Source organism: Vibrio sp. KUL70 (assembly GCF_059725515.1).
This window is the reverse complement of the sequence record NZ_AP045834.1, coordinates 1,685,741-1,700,340: the sequence shown is the minus strand read 5'-3', so window position 1 is coordinate 1,700,340 and position 14,600 is coordinate 1,685,741. Positions and strand designations below refer to the sequence as shown.

Annotated in this window: 14 protein-coding genes and 1 pseudogene; 9 read left to right on the top strand and 6 right to left on the bottom strand. The window is 44.1% G+C overall.

Annotated features, from left to right (window positions below):
* The first annotated feature begins 36 nt into the window (after positions 1 to 36).
* From AC6I7V_RS07350 to AC6I7V_RS07330, 5 genes are all read left to right on the top strand, one after another.
* The gene (locus AC6I7V_RS07350) at positions 37 to 1,833 is read left to right on the top strand and encodes a M3 family oligoendopeptidase (RefSeq protein WP_498010565.1); all 1,797 of its coding nucleotides are present in this window, start codon (positions 37 to 39) and stop codon (positions 1,831 to 1,833) included.
* A gap of 240 nt (positions 1,834 to 2,073) precedes the next feature.
* Positions 2,074 to 3,102, top strand: coding sequence for a succinylglutamate desuccinylase (locus AC6I7V_RS07345; protein ID WP_255230631.1), 1,029 nt, complete (start codon positions 2,074 to 2,076; stop codon positions 3,100 to 3,102).
* A 118-nt stretch (positions 3,103 to 3,220) separates the two neighbouring features.
* On the top strand, positions 3,221 to 4,216 hold the full coding sequence (gene btuC / locus AC6I7V_RS07340; RefSeq protein ID WP_498010564.1) for a vitamin B12 ABC transporter permease BtuC: 996 nt from the start codon (positions 3,221 to 3,223) through the stop codon (positions 4,214 to 4,216).
* Entirely contained in the window at positions 4,203 to 4,961 is a 759-nt protein-coding gene (gene btuD / locus AC6I7V_RS07335; protein ID WP_498010563.1) for a vitamin B12 ABC transporter ATP-binding protein BtuD, read from the top strand. Before btuC ends, btuD begins: the two co-directional genes overlap by 14 nt.
* Positions 4,962 to 5,203: 242 nt before the next feature.
* Positions 5,204 to 5,698, top strand: a complete 495-nt coding sequence (locus AC6I7V_RS07330) for a GNAT family N-acetyltransferase (protein WP_261881629.1) — start codon at positions 5,204 to 5,206, stop codon at positions 5,696 to 5,698.
* Positions 5,699 to 5,782: 84 nt separating this feature from the next.
* Here the strand turns inward: AC6I7V_RS07330 and AC6I7V_RS07325 are convergent, their stop codons facing one another.
* From AC6I7V_RS07325 to AC6I7V_RS07315, 3 genes are all read right to left on the bottom strand, one after another.
* On the bottom strand, positions 5,783 to 6,358 hold the full coding sequence (locus AC6I7V_RS07325) for a nucleoside triphosphate pyrophosphohydrolase family protein (protein WP_255230635.1): 576 nt from the start codon (positions 6,356 to 6,358) through the stop codon (positions 5,783 to 5,785).
* Positions 6,359 to 6,567: 209 nt separating this feature from the next.
* Positions 6,568 to 7,140, bottom strand: a complete 573-nt coding sequence (locus AC6I7V_RS07320; RefSeq protein ID WP_498010562.1) for a DUF1415 domain-containing protein — start codon at positions 7,138 to 7,140, stop codon at positions 6,568 to 6,570.
* Between the two features lie 110 nt (positions 7,141 to 7,250).
* The gene (locus tag AC6I7V_RS07315; RefSeq protein ID WP_498010561.1) at positions 7,251 to 8,456 is read right to left on the bottom strand and encodes an MFS transporter; all 1,206 of its coding nucleotides are present in this window, start codon (positions 8,454 to 8,456) and stop codon (positions 7,251 to 7,253) included.
* Between the two features lie 109 nt (positions 8,457 to 8,565).
* Between AC6I7V_RS07315 and AC6I7V_RS07310 the strand changes: the two genes are divergently transcribed.
* On the top strand, positions 8,566 to 9,438 hold the full coding sequence (locus AC6I7V_RS07310) for a LysR family transcriptional regulator (RefSeq protein ID WP_255230638.1): 873 nt from the start codon (positions 8,566 to 8,568) through the stop codon (positions 9,436 to 9,438).
* Positions 9,439 to 9,904: 466 nt separating this feature from the next.
* Here the strand turns inward: AC6I7V_RS07310 and AC6I7V_RS07305 are convergent, their stop codons facing one another.
* A complete protein-coding gene (locus AC6I7V_RS07305; protein WP_032549688.1) occupies positions 9,905 to 10,141 on the bottom strand; it encodes a glutaredoxin family protein in 237 nt (78 codons plus the stop codon).
* Positions 10,142 to 10,268: 127 nt separating this feature from the next.
* Between AC6I7V_RS07305 and AC6I7V_RS07300 the strand changes: the two genes are divergently transcribed.
* Positions 10,269 to 10,766, top strand: a complete 498-nt coding sequence (locus AC6I7V_RS07300; RefSeq protein WP_255230639.1) for a YgjP-like metallopeptidase domain-containing protein — start codon at positions 10,269 to 10,271, stop codon at positions 10,764 to 10,766.
* 6 nt (positions 10,767 to 10,772) lie between these two features.
* Positions 10,773 to 11,933: pseudogene (gene rlmF / locus AC6I7V_RS07295) on the top strand (23S rRNA (adenine(1618)-N(6))-methyltransferase RlmF); the annotation flags it as partial.
* A 109-nt stretch (positions 11,934 to 12,042) separates the two neighbouring features.
* On the opposite strand, the gene pilW reads toward rlmF, so the two are convergent.
* Both pilW and metA read right to left on the bottom strand, forming a co-directional pair.
* Positions 12,043 to 12,777 carry a type IV pilus biogenesis/stability protein PilW gene (pilW, locus tag AC6I7V_RS07290; RefSeq protein WP_498010560.1) on the bottom strand — a complete coding sequence of 245 codons (735 nt, stop codon included), beginning with the start codon at positions 12,775 to 12,777 and terminating at the stop codon, positions 12,043 to 12,045.
* Positions 12,778 to 12,953: 176 nt separating this feature from the next.
* Positions 12,954 to 13,895 (bottom strand): homoserine O-acetyltransferase MetA, encoded by a 942-nt coding sequence (gene metA, locus AC6I7V_RS07285; RefSeq protein WP_255230641.1) that lies wholly within the window; start codon positions 13,893 to 13,895, stop codon positions 12,954 to 12,956.
* 283 nt (positions 13,896 to 14,178) lie between these two features.
* On the opposite strand from metA, the gene AC6I7V_RS07280 reads away from it, so the two are divergent.
* Entirely contained in the window at positions 14,179 to 14,547 is a 369-nt protein-coding gene (locus AC6I7V_RS07280) for an ATP-binding protein (protein ID WP_498010559.1), read from the top strand.
* The last annotated feature ends 53 nt before the right edge of the window (positions 14,548 to 14,600 follow it).

Sequence of the window (14,600 nt, the reverse complement as noted above, 5' to 3'; positions counted from 1 at the left end):
ATCGATGTAACATCGCACAGAATAAGGACAGAACTCATGACAACGCCAAGTTGGGATTTGAGCATTGCATATCGTGGATTAGACGATTCAAAAATTGATCAAGATATTGAATTGATCGAGCAGTGTATCGAACTGCTTTATCTTCATGTTGAAAAGCGCGATACCGTGATCGCGATGCAGAATGCGATCCAAACCTCAGAAGCGGCAGGCACGCTGCTAGGAACCATTCATACCTTCGCAAATTGCCATGCGTCAGTGGATGCCACGCATACCGAAGCGAAGCAGCTTTTGGGTCGTGTGGCAAAACTCAACTCTGAAATGTCTCAAGCTTTTAGTCCATATGAAGACACCTTAATTCACGCTGACGTGGAATTTATTACAAAAGTACTAGACCACGCCAGCCCAGATGTCGCAGGCCAAGGCTTTGCTATCGAGAGTTCTCGTAAGCTCGCGGCAACTCGTTTAAGTGTTGCTGAAGAGCAACTGCTTGCGGCAATGGAAGTTGATGGTCGTGATGCGTGGGGTCGTTTATACGACAACTTAACGGGTTCATTAAAACTGTCTCTACAGCTCGAAGGCGAAGAGGAAGTGCTTGGCTTCTCACAAGCAGCAAGCCTTCTTTATGGCAGCGAGTTTGAAAAACAAGAACCTGCTTGGCGCGCTGTTCAACAAGCAATGGCTACGCATCAAGAATCGTTCGCTTCCATTCTTAACGCATTGGCCGGCTGGCGCTTAACTGAAAACAAAAAACGCTCCAAGATCTGCGATGTGCACTTCTTAGCGCCAAGTCTGCATGGCAGCCGTATTGTGCCTGAAACACTCGACACCATGATGGCGACCGCAAAAGCCAATCGTTCGGTAGGCCAAAAAGCGGGATTGCTGATGGCGAAAGTACATGGTTTGGATGAGATGAAACCGTGGAATCATCTTGCTGCGATGCCACCGCTTGGTGATGGTGAATCTAAGGTTTACCCGTTTGATGAAGCGATCGATGTGATCAAAACGGCTTTTGCTGAAGTGAATCCAGAAATGGCACAGTTTGTTGATCTTATGGTTGAAAACGGTTGGATTGATGCAGCGCCAGCGCCAAACAAACGCTTGGGAGCTTACTGCACTAAATTCGCCGCGACACGTTCTCCACTGGTCTTCATGACTTGGAGTGGTAGTCGTTCTGATCTGATGACGCTTGCTCATGAGCTTGGTCATGCCTTCCATAACTGGGTGATGCGTGACATGCCGCTGTGTCAGACTCGTTACCCGATGACGTTGGCGGAAACCGCTTCCATCTTCGCTGAAAACATTGTTCGCGACTACTTGCTAAAACAAGCTGAAACGCGTGATGAGAAGCTTGAAATGTTATGGGAAGAGCTCTCTTCTTCTTTAGCATTAATGATCAATATTCCAGTGCGTTTTGAGTTTGAAAAAGCGTTCTATGAACAGCGTGAAAAAGGCGAGCTTACGGCTAAGCAGCTGTGTGATTTAATGGAGAAAACATGGAAAGCGTGGTACGGCGACGCCATGAGTGAAGCTGACCCATACTTCTGGGCAAGTAAACTGCACTTTAGTATCTCGCAAGTCAGTTTCTACAACTATCCATATCTGTTCGGTTACCTATTCAGTAAGGGCGTATATGCCCAGCGTGAAGTGAAGGGTGAACACTTTTACAGTGACTACGTTGCTCTTCTTAGAGATACAGGCAGCATGATGGCTGAAGATGTGGTGGCGAAGCACTTAGGTATGGATCTCACTGAAGCAGACTTCTGGCAACAGAGTATCGATATGGTCTCTGCCCAAATCGACGAATTTGAAAGACTGCTCAATCAGGAAAATTAATTGGTCTTAATAGGTTCATACTCAATAAGAGCTGTGGTAGTTTACACGGCTCTTATCTGATTGATATAGCTTGAAAACCTCGCAAGGTTTGATTTTCCCTGCTGTGAACAGGGCCAATACAACGATTTATGGGCAGTATTTGTGAGTGACAACGGAGTTTCTGTTGATAAGTGCGATCCTAGCAACACAATTTCTTTGTACAATTTATTAACATACGGCCGTGCAATTAAGGAGTAGCGCATGACGAAATCTCTCTTTCGCCAATCATTTCTTTTGGACAGCCTAGATCTTGAACAAGAAGTGCTTGCAGGACAAACCGTACTAGGTAATGGAGTACAGCTAAAAGTTCATCAACGTGGTGTCTTTGAAGTGATTCCAGCGGATTACGATCAACAGACCAAGAACATCATTTTTTCAACCGGCGTTCATGGTGATGAAACCGCACCTATGGAATTGGTTGATAAGATTATTGAAGACATTGAAACAGGTTTCCAATCAGTAAAAGCTCGCTGTTTGTTTATTATCGCTCACCCAGAAGCGACTAATGCTCATACCCGTTTTCTTGATGTAAACATGAACCGTCTTTTTGACGATAAAGCGTATGAAGTAAACCGCGAAAGTAAGATTGCGAAGCAATTAAAACACTTAGTTACTGAGTTTTATAGAGATACTCAACCTGAGACGCGCTGGCATTTAGACCTTCACTGTGCAATTCGTCTATCGAAGCACTATTCATTTGCCGTGAGTCCTAAAGTTCGTCATCCTGTTCGAAGTAAAGAACTCATTGATTTTATTAATAGTGGGCACGTAGAGGCTTTGTTGCTCTCGAACTCTCCAACCAGTACATTCAGCTGGTACAGTGCTGAGAACTTTGGTGCACAAGCACTAACTATGGAACTTGGGCAGGTTGCACGCATTGGTGAGAACCAACTTGAAAGGCTAACGGCATTTGATTTGGCGATGCGCAATCTTATCGCTGAAACAGAACCAGAGCACCTTCCAAAGAAAACCATTACTTATCGTGTCAGCCGTACTATCGTTCGTCTGCATGAAGATTTTGATTTTATGTTCTCGGATTCTGTTGAGAACTTCACCGCATTTAAACATGGTGAAGTGTTTGGCCACGACGGTGATAAACCGCTGATGGCTAAAAATGAGAACGAAGCGGTGGTGTTCCCCAATCGCAATGTTGCTATTGGACAACGTGCTGCGCTGATGGTGTGTGAAGTGGAAACGCGATTTGATCATGGCCAACTGGTCTACGATTAATCAACACCAGCAATTCATCTCAAACGATTGATATCACAAGGTTCGCACGTTATGGCGAACCTTGTGTTTATTTGGGGATACAGGTAAGGTTACGCCAACTTAGTTAAAGTAGCTTGATATGGATTTCCAACACCTTATTCAACAAAAACAGCGATGCTGGACTCGTGCCATCTATCTAATGCTTACAGCGTTGATTGTTCTTAGCGGCCTCTATTTAATGGTCGGCGACCTTTTTATCTCTCCGTTGAATGCACTCTCTCCACTTGAAGAAAAGTTACTTGTCGATTTACGACTTCCACGCTTGCTTGCTGCGATTGCAATAGGGGCTGCGCTCGCTGTCTCTGGTGCAAGCTTACAAGTCTTGTTAGGAAATGTGTTAGCCGAGCCCGGTGTACTCGGAATTTCCGGTGGCGCCAGCCTCGCAATGGTCGTTGTTCTGTTTTTCTTACCCTTCGCTCCAACGCCCGAACTGTTTATGATAGCAGCCGTGATTGGCTCGCTCTGTTTTACACTCCTGCTGGTGGGCATGGTGGGAACGATGCGTTTGACCACAGCAAAACTCTTGTTGATTGGCGTTGCTCTCGGGATTTTGTCTGGGGCGATGGTCACTTGGGCATTCTATTTTAGTGATGACCTAAGCCTTCGCCAATTGATGTACTGGCTGATGGGCAGTTTAGGCGGTGTCGCTTGGTATCAACATACACTGACTCTAGTTATGATTCCCGTCATCATCTGGCTGTGTTTGCAGGGCAGCAAGCTTGATAAATTGATGATTGGGGAAGTGCACGCTGCTCAATTAGGGATTAACGTTCCAGCGCTGCGTTGGCGTTTGATTTTCGCCGTCTCAATACTTGTCGGTTGTGCTGTTGCTCTTGGAGGGGTGATCAGCTTTGTGGGCTTAGTAGTGCCACATCTATTGCGCTTGGCAATCGGTACTGATAACCGATATCTGCTGCCACTGTCTGCGGTATCAGGCGCAGCACTGTTGGTGTTTGCCGATATCTGCGCTCGTACACTGCTGGATTCTGCTGAACTGCCGCTGGGTGTTATGACAACCACGATTGGCGCGCCAATCTTTATTTGGATGTTGGTGAAAAATCATGATTCAAATTAAAAGTCTAAGCGTAGGCTCAAGGTTATTGCCACTCTCATTCAACCTGAAACCGGGTCAGGTTACTCATGTTATCGGGCCAAACGGCAGCGGCAAGAGTACCTTACTCGAGGCGATCTCTGGTATAGGAGAGGGTTATACAGGCGAGGTAATTTGGGTTGATAAACCATTATCGAGTTTTTCACTGCAAGACCTCTCTCTGCAGCGTGCTTATTTAAGTCAGAGCGCACGACCAGCGTTCAACCTAGAGGTGTTCCAATTTCTTGCTTTGTCATTGCCAAGCTCAGTCAATCTAAACAGCGCAATCGTGTCAGAGGTGCTGGTCGAAGTGAGCGAGATGTTGGAGATAAGCGATAAGCTGCACCGTTCAATACAGACCCTTTCTGGCGGGGAATGGCAACGTGTGCGTTTGGCGGGTATGTGTCTGCAAATTTGGCCGTCGTTAAATCCCTATTCGAAGTTACTGATTTTGGACGAACCGGCTGCACCGCTGGACATTGGTCAAGAAGCTTTACTCTACAAGCTGATAGACCATGTTGCCAAACAGGGGATCTCAGTATTGATGGCGAACCATGATTTGAATCGTACCTTAAGACATGCCGACCAAGTACTTCTGCTTGATAAAGGAGTGTTGCAAAAAGTTGGCTCAGCTGAAAAAGTGATGGTTCCAGAACGGCTTGAGCAGGTCTTTAATACTCGAATTAAAAGTATTACGGTAGACGACGCCACCTATCTACTTTTTGAATAAATGATTCACAGCCTGAGTCCTAGGTACGTGTAGTCGTGTCTTCCCAGAGCCTCGATTGAGGGCTAAACCTGACCACTAATGGCTTGTCGCCTTAAGTCGAAATATTATTTAGCTTCTTTTACTATGTAACTTGTTAATTTCATTATTTTTCTTCTGCTCTGTTGTTATTTAACGCTGTTTTGTTACTGTGAAAGGAACAGCAATTAGAGTGATACAACAACATGAACTAAGAAGGAAATGAAATGGAAATACAAGTAAGACGCACAGAACCGAGTGATGCCAGAAGTGTTAAAGAGATCTATGAGTGCCCAAACGCGTTTCGCGGCACCTTACAACTCCCACACCCTTCGCTCGACCTCTGGGAGAAGCGTCTCACCCATGTTCCAGAGCATGTCTATTCTTACGTCGCGCTGTATCAAGGTGAAGTGATTGGCAATCTTGGTTTAGAGGTTTGTGTTAACCCAAGACGTCGACACGTTGCCTCGTTGGGTATGGGTGTTAAAGATAGCTTTACGGGCAAAGGTGTGGGTAGTGCGTTATTGCAGACTGCGGTCGACCTTTGTGATAACTGGATCAATATTAAGCGTCTTGAACTGACGGTTTACACCGACAACGAGCAGGCCATCAACCTCTATAAGAAGTTTGGTTTTCAGATTGAAGGGGAGTCTGCGGCGTTTGCATTTCGTGATGGCGAATATGTGGCGGCTTACCACATGGCGAGAATCCAACCAAGTTGACTTAGTCATTTTGAACGGCAGAAAGAAACAAAAAGCGCCTCAGAATTTGAGGCGCTTTTTTAATTCCCGTATAAGAAGATGGTTTTAAACCGTTAGCGGCGCAAGATCTGCTGGGCGGTAGTAAACCGACTTAAGCACTTTTCCTTGGCGAATGGTTTTCTCTTCTGACACGAAATCTTCTGCACATTTCGCGATGATGTAATCACCTTTCTGTACAGCCATCAGTTTGATGTTTTGCTTGGCGTAGAACGCTTCAGTTTCTGCGTACTCTTTCTCGTTGCGGCACACTTTGCTCATGTTGCTTGAGTGTACTTCGTCCCAGCATGGTAGGAAGTCGATAGCGCGATTCTTCGCAACATTAAGCAACAAGTCAATTAGGTAGCTGATCGCTAAGTTGTCTTCAACTTTGTCTTGGCCCATGTGGACTAAACGCCCCATCAGTACATAGACGCTGTCGACAATTGCGTCGGCTTGCTCAATTTTTGAATCGGCTTCTGCAAGTTCAGTCAGCTCTTCGATCGCTAAAGAGGTGTGAAGAGTGTCACCTTTGTCGTCCATAGTTTCTGGTGCAGCAACAGGAAGATCAAAAGTGCTACGGAACTCTTTGATGTCGCGGTACAGGTGATCGAAGATGGTTTGGTTTAGTTGAGAAAGGGTCATATTCCTATCCATTTGTCTTTGGTAGGGGAGCATTTTAGCAAAGCTCGAAGTTTGGCGCTATTCACAAGATAAGCGGTCGGAAATGTATTCTTTGTGCCAACGTCTGTGATTGAGATTGATCGCTGATGAGTGTTTGTATCTCACTAAAAAAATGGGCGGGACACAATTTTTGGCCTGCCCATATAGGATGACTTCACAGAAAGTTTGTACTAGCTAGCACCAAACAAATAAGGGAAGAGTTTGCGTCGTTCTTCGGGCGTCAAAGATTCCACACGAGCGATATTGGTATCTGGAATCGCTTCTGGGTTCGGGTAGTGCTTCAGCACTTTTTCCATGCTCTCTTCGCGAATCAAGTGATAAACAGGATAAGGTGAACGGTTGGTCAGGTTCTCATCGTCTTCTGGATCTGCACCACCGAAGCAGTAATCAGGGTGAAACGTCGCCACTTGGTAGATGCCTTCCCAATCTTGCTGCTTAATCAGTGCCTCGATCCAATCGATAAACATGTTGTAGTCAAAGAAATCTTTAAGCATGTTTGGAACAACAACCAGCGTTGTCTCCAGTACCTGAGGCGACGTGTTATCAAGTTCAACAAAGTGCGCCATAATGTCTTCCAACAACATCTCTTCAGTTGTGGCTTCACTAACGAAAATCTTAATCTGCTTATTACGCTGTGGTTTGGCTGCAAAAGGGCATAGGTTGAGTCCAATCACAACGTCATTGAGCCATTGTTGAACTTGGTCGTGAATAACCTGAAGATCGTTCGAGGGTGGGTTTGACATGACTTGCTCCGAATAATTTTTGCGTAGCATAACAAAATCGGTCGTAATCAAAACCCTAATTTGCGGTTACCGAGATAATCCGCTGTTTCAAATGCTCAATGGAGTGCTTGTCAGGCTTGAGCTTGAGTCATCGCAGGTTTGGTTGCGCGATGATGGTGCAGTTGATAGAGCCAGATGAAGATCAAGCCGTATAACAACGAACCTCCCGCCATAACACCGTTCCAACCAAAATGTTGCCAGCAATACAGCAGCAAGAATCCGCCTAGACTACCACCAATATAGTAGTGAACGAGGTAAAGTGCGGTTGCCGTCGCTTTTGCCTTTGTCGCCTTTTGACTCACCCAAGCGTAAGCCAGCGTATGGGCAAAGAAAGCACCAAAACTTATCAGCAGTAAACCTACAATCATGAAAGGAATCTGTTCGACCGCTGAAACAAGCATACCAAGTAAACTGATACTTACACCAAGGGCAATACCCTTGAGTGGGTCAAACTTTTGTGTCCAGCGGCTGGAAAATTTAGAGCTAAAGGTGCCTGCTAAATAACATAGGAAGATCAGTGATGCTAAGCTGACCGCAAGTGAGTGAGGAGCCGCAACAAGCCTAAAGCCCATTACAGAATATAAGTTGACGAATAGGGCAAAGTTAGCACCACCAATTAGCATTGCTGTCCAAAGTGTAGGGTTTTTAAGGTGGGTGATCACCGCGCGGTTGTGGTGAAAGAACAGCCCTTTCTGTGGTTTAAATCCATGTTGGTTAGGCAGTTTCCAAGAGATGTAAACAGCACCGATAAAGGAACCTACAACAAAGAATATAACGGCAGCATGCCAATCAAAGTAATCAGTAATGAGTCCACCTAAAACACGACCAAAAATCCCTCCTAAAGAGTTAGCTGCGATGTAACCGCCAATAGCGATGGCGAACGCTTTTGGTGTTAGCTCTTCAACCATATACGCAACGGCAACGCCAGCAAAGGCAGCAACCGCAACTCCCATGATTGCTCGAGCCGCAACCAGTTGCCACAGAGTGGATGTAAATAGCATGAAAGTGCCAACAAGCGGGATTAAAAACAAACTCAGGAGAATGATAGGTTTCCGGCCAAAGCTCTCAGATGCGATTGCCCACGGAACGAGGCTGAGTGATAAACCCAATGTGGTAGCCGCAAACAACCAGTTTACTTGGGTCTCGCTAACTGAAAATACTTCAGCCATATGCGGAAGAATGGGTTGAAACACATAGAGGTTACAAAAAATAATAAACGAGCCAATCGCCAATGAACGGGTGATGTTTCTGTATTGTGGCGTGCCTGCGTCAAACATGAAGTGAGCCTTGTGTTATTTATTTACTGACTTGTGAACAAAGTAACAACTCATCAAGGATAAAAGAAATATATTAAACATATAACCTCAATATATTTTTTATATCACCATGCTTGAGTCTAAATCACTCCGTCACTTCTTAGCGGTTGCCGATTCTGGCAACTTTACGCAAGCCGCTAAATCGCTTCACATTGCACAACCTGCCCTAAGTATTTCGATAAAAAAGCTTGAACAAGCCCTTGAACTCACGCTATTCCGACGCGGGGATAAGAAGGTGAGTTTAACGGAGGAAGGCAAGGTGCTTTATGAGCACGCCAAACGCATCGGGCAGCAGTTTGAAGATGCGCAACTAGCGATGAATGAGCTCAAGGGGTTGGAAAAAGGGGAGGTGCGGTTAGGTGCTCCAAGCATGATGGGAAGCTACTTTTTTCCAAGAGTCGTTATGGCGTTTAAAAGCCGGTACCCAAACCTCAAGATCACTCTGATAGATGCTGGTACTGCATCAATTAGAGAAATGCTCCTTAATGGCGAGCTCGATATCGGTGTGATAAATCATGAAAAGGTGCCCGAAGATTTAGAAACAGACCACTTGCTAGCTTCAGAAATGTTGGCTGTTGTCGGTAAAGATCACCCATTCGCGACACAAAAAAGCCTGACCTTTGAGCAGTTCTTTGAGCAAGACTTGATCATGTTTAAATCGGGATACTTTCATCGCGATTTTATAGACCAAATGTGTGTTAAGCATAATCTTGATATGAGTATTGCCTTTGAAACGAATCTATTACCTATGATTCTGTCAATTGTAAAACAGGAATTTGCAATAACTGCTTTATTAAGTTTGGTGACTGAATATGAATCGGATGTTGTGGGTATTCCATTTAGTGAACCAGTCAAGCTCAATTTATCGTTAGCCTGGCGAAAAGAAGGATATTTATCGAAAGCAGATAGAACATTCATTGAATTCGTTAAGCAGTATGTTTAGGAGATAGTGAACGTCAATAAATAGTCGCTATCGCCACTTTACAAAAGTGAGTGTCTTGAGAGCAATGATCATAAAACTCTGTCTTTCTGAGTATTATTGGCTAAATGTCACATTATTAGTGTGGTCAATACCCGCGATTTTATCGAGTAACTCTTGATTTTTTACGATTAGATGTAAATTAATTTTACTTTAAGTAATGGTTACGTATAATTCGGATTATTGACGGTTTCCCATTCAGATATTATGAAATGTAAATGTAAAGAACAGCAAGTTGTAAGAGTACACAGAAATTTATTTGATAAAATTCTGGGTATCAAAGCGAAATACAAATGCGTTAAATGTAATGCTGTATTTAAAATTAAAGGTTGATTTCATCCTGCCATTTTTATATTTATTTTTGTTACGGGTATAAATAAACCCGCATTATACGGGCTTAATTTATAGCGTAATTTAGACCGACTGAGTATTAGTTGTAGTTGGCGTTATACATCTTGTCGAAGTTTTTCTGATTCCATCCCACCATAATTTGATCACCAATTTTAAGTACTGGTATTGAGCGAGCACCCATTGCTTGTAACTCTTTGCGGCCACGTTGCATTTTTGCGTTGGTCAGGCGGTAGGTGATGTTCTTTGAATCTAGGTAGCGTTGAGCATCTTTGCAATGAGGACATTTATCCGCTACGTACAATACAACACGTTTCATTTCGGTTCTCTCTTAATGGTTCTAAGCAAAGTGTATCGAATCTAAGGTGATTAGAAAAGTGTGATCAGTTACACTATACCGCTTTGGTTTGTGCCCTCTCTTAAGAGCTCATTTAAGGTGTAGCTTAATGCATCCATCACTACGTTACATTCAAGGTTACCCGCAACACATTATTGATCCTGTGACTCAAATGGTTGAGTCCGGTCGACTGGTGAAATGGTTCGAGTCGCGCTATCCGGAAAACCATACCATCAAGAGCGAGAAAGCGCTGTTTGATTATGCGATAGCGATCAAAAACCGTTACATGAAGAAAACGCCACCAATCAGTAAAGTGGTGTACGACAGTAAAATCCACCTCATCAACAACGCATTGGGTCTGCATTCATATGTGGCTAAGAACCATGGCGGTAAAATCAAATCTAAGAACGAAATTCGTATCGCCAGCGTGTTTAAGAATGCACCAGAGCCACTTTTAAGAATGCTCGTGATTCATGAACTCGCTCATATCAAAGAGAAAGAGCATGATAAAGCCTTTTATCAGCTATGTTGTCATATGGAGCCTGAGTATCACCAGTTAGAATTGGATGCTCGTCTGTTTATGATCTATTTAGACCTAAAGAAATAAATGATGAATCAAAAATCTAAACGCAATTTTGCCTCGAAAAGTCGAAATGATAGAAAAAATACATCAGCTAAGATGTCTAAGGGGCAAAAGCCTGTTTCGTCAAAGAAAGGCTCTACGTCTAGCAAGCAAAGCAAAGCTATAAAGAGATCTGGTCAAACTACGGTAAAGAAACCACAGGTCAAAAGTGGCTTGCATCCACGAAATCAACACCGAGGGCGGTATGACTTTAGTGCTTTGGTGAAAGCTCTGCCTGAACTACAAGACCACTTGGTGAAAAATCCTGTTGGTGATTCAACGATTAACTTTTCTGATCCACTCTCTGTAAAGTTATTAAACAAAGCCTTGCTAGCACACCACTATGGTGTTCAACACTGGGATATTCCTGCGGGCTACTTGTGCCCACCGATCCCGGGGCGAGCCGATTACATTCATCGAGTTGCCGACCTACTTAATTGTGAGAGTCAGGGTAAGCCGTATTCACATGACAAGGTTAAAGCCCTTGATATTGGTGTAGGAGCAAACTGTATCTACCCAATCATTGGAACGACTGAGTACGGGTGGCGTTACAACGCAAGTGACGTGGACCCTGTCTCAGTGAAAGCGGCAAACTTCATTGCTGAAAGTAACCGCAACTTGAAAGATAAGATTCATTGTCGATTACAACACGATTCGGCTGCCTTCTTTAAAGGGATCATTAAGGATAATGAACGTTACGATGTCACAACGTGTAACCCACCATTCCACAGTTCTCTAGAAGAAGCACAGAAAGGGACTCAGCGAAAATTAGATAACCTTGCAGCGAATCGTGCAAAAAAGCAGGGCAAATTCGATAAAAAGGTTTCGCGTCCGAGTGCAATGGCGAATAAGCAAAGTAAACCGGATCTTAACTTTGGCGGTCAAAAAGCGGAGCTATGGTGTCCTGGCGGTGAAGCTAAATTCATCACTGGTTTAGCCAAGGAGAGCTTGGAGTTTGCTACGCAAGTTCTATGGTTCACCACTTTGATTTCTAAGAAAGAAAACGTCTCCGTATTAAAGGCTCAACTGGCTAAGCTTAATGCGAAAGAGGTTAAAGTTGTTGAAATGGCGCAAGGACAAAAAATCAGTCGTTTTGTCGCCTGGAGCTTTATGGATAAGCCGCAGCGTCAGACTTGGATTTCACTGAAGTAACTCGCTGAACTCATTGAATAGTAGGTTATGTTTTAGCTGTAGCTGATTGAAGGATTAAAGCCGATGGTTGATGAGACTCAATCATCGGCTTTTTAATAGATATCGCTTTTTAGGAAACTTTCATCTCATCAAGCATCGATTGGTATTTATCACGCAACGCGTGGTTACCTGCTTTTGATTCCAACTCCACTAAGATCTGCAAAGAGGGGATTTGATATCCATAACGCTGGTGGAATTTGAACAAGCGTAATCTTGCATCTCGAAACTCTCGTTGTGACACCTCAATTTTTGCTAGTTGGAGCGTCGACTTGATGCGGTTGGGCTCATGGTCAAGAGCGCGAGTGAAGTAGTATTTAGCCTGTTCACTATCACCTGACTTTAGTGCACAAAACCCAGCGTTCTCATAGCTTGCCGAAACCAGATAATAGAAAGGCTGGTCAATTGCTTTATTGAAGTAGCGGTCGGCTTGGTCGTAGTTGCCTTGTTTACACAGAAAAGTACCGTAGTTGTTAAGAACGTTACCGTTGTTCGAATCCAGTCGCAGTGCTCTCTTATATTCTTTTATTGCTTGATCGACTTCACCTACTTTTTCATAGTAATGCGCCATCGAGAGACGAGCGCGGTAATAGCTCGGAGCATGTTGAATTGCCAGTTCGAGATTCTCTCGTGCTCTAACCATATTCTCTTGTTCCATGTAACCTAGGCCAAGAGCGATTCTAGACTCGGACATTGCGATTGGATTGGCTTCAACTTTTAATGACTCACCTTCGGTCACTGATACACAGCCGGTAAGCGCAAATAAAACTAGGAAAGAGGATAGGTTAGCTAGCTTGAGTGAAGGCATTGAAAGGCTCCTTTTAAATACTAAAACATCATAGGAGAACTCGAGCCGCTGATTGGTAAAAAGGCGAGGTAATGCGATCCACTCACCATAAAAAGGCCGTTTGTTACTGACTCAAAATAGAGTGGTGACAAACGGCTCGAATCAATGTGCCAGTATGAAAACACAGCCAAGATAAATCAGTCGTCTTTGGTGAAGTTTTCTTCGCTGAAATGATCCAGATCGTATGGCGTTTGTTGATAAACGCAATAGTTTAGCCAGTTTGAAAATAGAAGGTGTCCGTGACTGCGCCAGCTCGCGATAGGCTTGTTATCCGGGTTGTTGTTAGGATAGTAGTTGATCGGAATAACCGGCTCCATCCCTTCGCCTAGGTCTCTAACGTATTCATTGTGAAGTGTATGAGCGTCGTATTCTGGATGCCCAGTAACGAACACATTTCGTTTGTCTTTGGTGGCCGCTAAGTAGACACCTGCGATGTCAGATGTCGCCAGAATATCGAGATCCGTATGGTCTGATAAGTATTCTGGTGAGAAGTCTGCATAACGAGAATGTGGTGCTAAGAAGGTGTCGTCAAAGCCTCGTAGTATCGGGTGATAGGGGTTATGAATTTCATGGTGATAAACCCCAGATAGCTTCTCTTTGCGAGTTCGTTTTGGTAGATCATAAAGCAGTTTTAAACCTGCCTGCGCCGCCCAACAAACATAAAGGGTAGAGGTCACGTGTTTATTAGCCCACTCCATGATGGTTTTTAGGTGGTCCCAGTAGATCACATCTTCAAACTGAACCAAACCTAGCGGTGCGCCTGTGATGATCAGTCCATCAAAGTTACGATTTTTTACCATCTCAAATTGACGATAGAAGTTGTCAAGGTGTTCAGTCGGTGTGTTTTTACTTGGCCTGTCGTCAATGCGCAAGAGCTCTACATCCACTTGCAGTGGGCTATTCGAAAGTAAGCGTAAAAATTGAGTTTCGGTTTCAATCTTCTTTGGCATTAGGTTGAGGATCAAAACTCGAAGTGGACGAATTTCCTGTGTCGATGCTCTTGATAGCGGCATAACAAAGATGTTTTCTTGACGAAGTACATCGCTCGCTGGCAATTGGTCTGGAATGCGAATAGGCACAGCTTTCTCCCTAAGCTAGATATTTAGACGTCTATACTTCTAAATCTATAATATATTGTGACGCTTGTCGACATACAAAACGAACCTTTGTATATATTTCGTTATTGAGCTGGCTAAGTATTCACTTCACCTATGTAGCGACGGAAACTATATTGGAGCAGGTGAATACACCAAGGGTGCCTTTTCTGCGCGAACCGATTCTTGGTGATCTAGGTTTATGATTCTGAACTCAGATACGTTAACATCCTGTTTTCTATTATTTTGATAGCCGTTGAGTACAAGTTTGAAACTTATCTTAATTCGAGGCTTACCTGGTTCGGGCAAGTCGACAAAAGCCAAGTCTCTTGATGCCTTCCATGTAGAAGCCGATATGTATTTTGTAAGTCGTGATGGTGATTACTGCTTTGATCCGGCTTTACTTCCCAAAGCACACGAGTGGTGCCAAAAATGTGCGGAGGGTGCCCTAAAGCAAGGGCTCGATGTGGTGGTTTCGAACACGTTCGTTAAGCGATGGGAGATGAAAGCGTATCGAAACATGGCACGCAAACATGGTGCTGAACTGGTGATTGAGGTGTGCCGTGAACAGTATGGCAATATCCACGAAGTGCCTGAGTCAGTGGTTGCACGCATGAAGAAAGATTGGCAAGAGTAATAAAATCTTTACCATCGAACGAACTCGATGACCCAAAGTGTCTTTTTGTATGA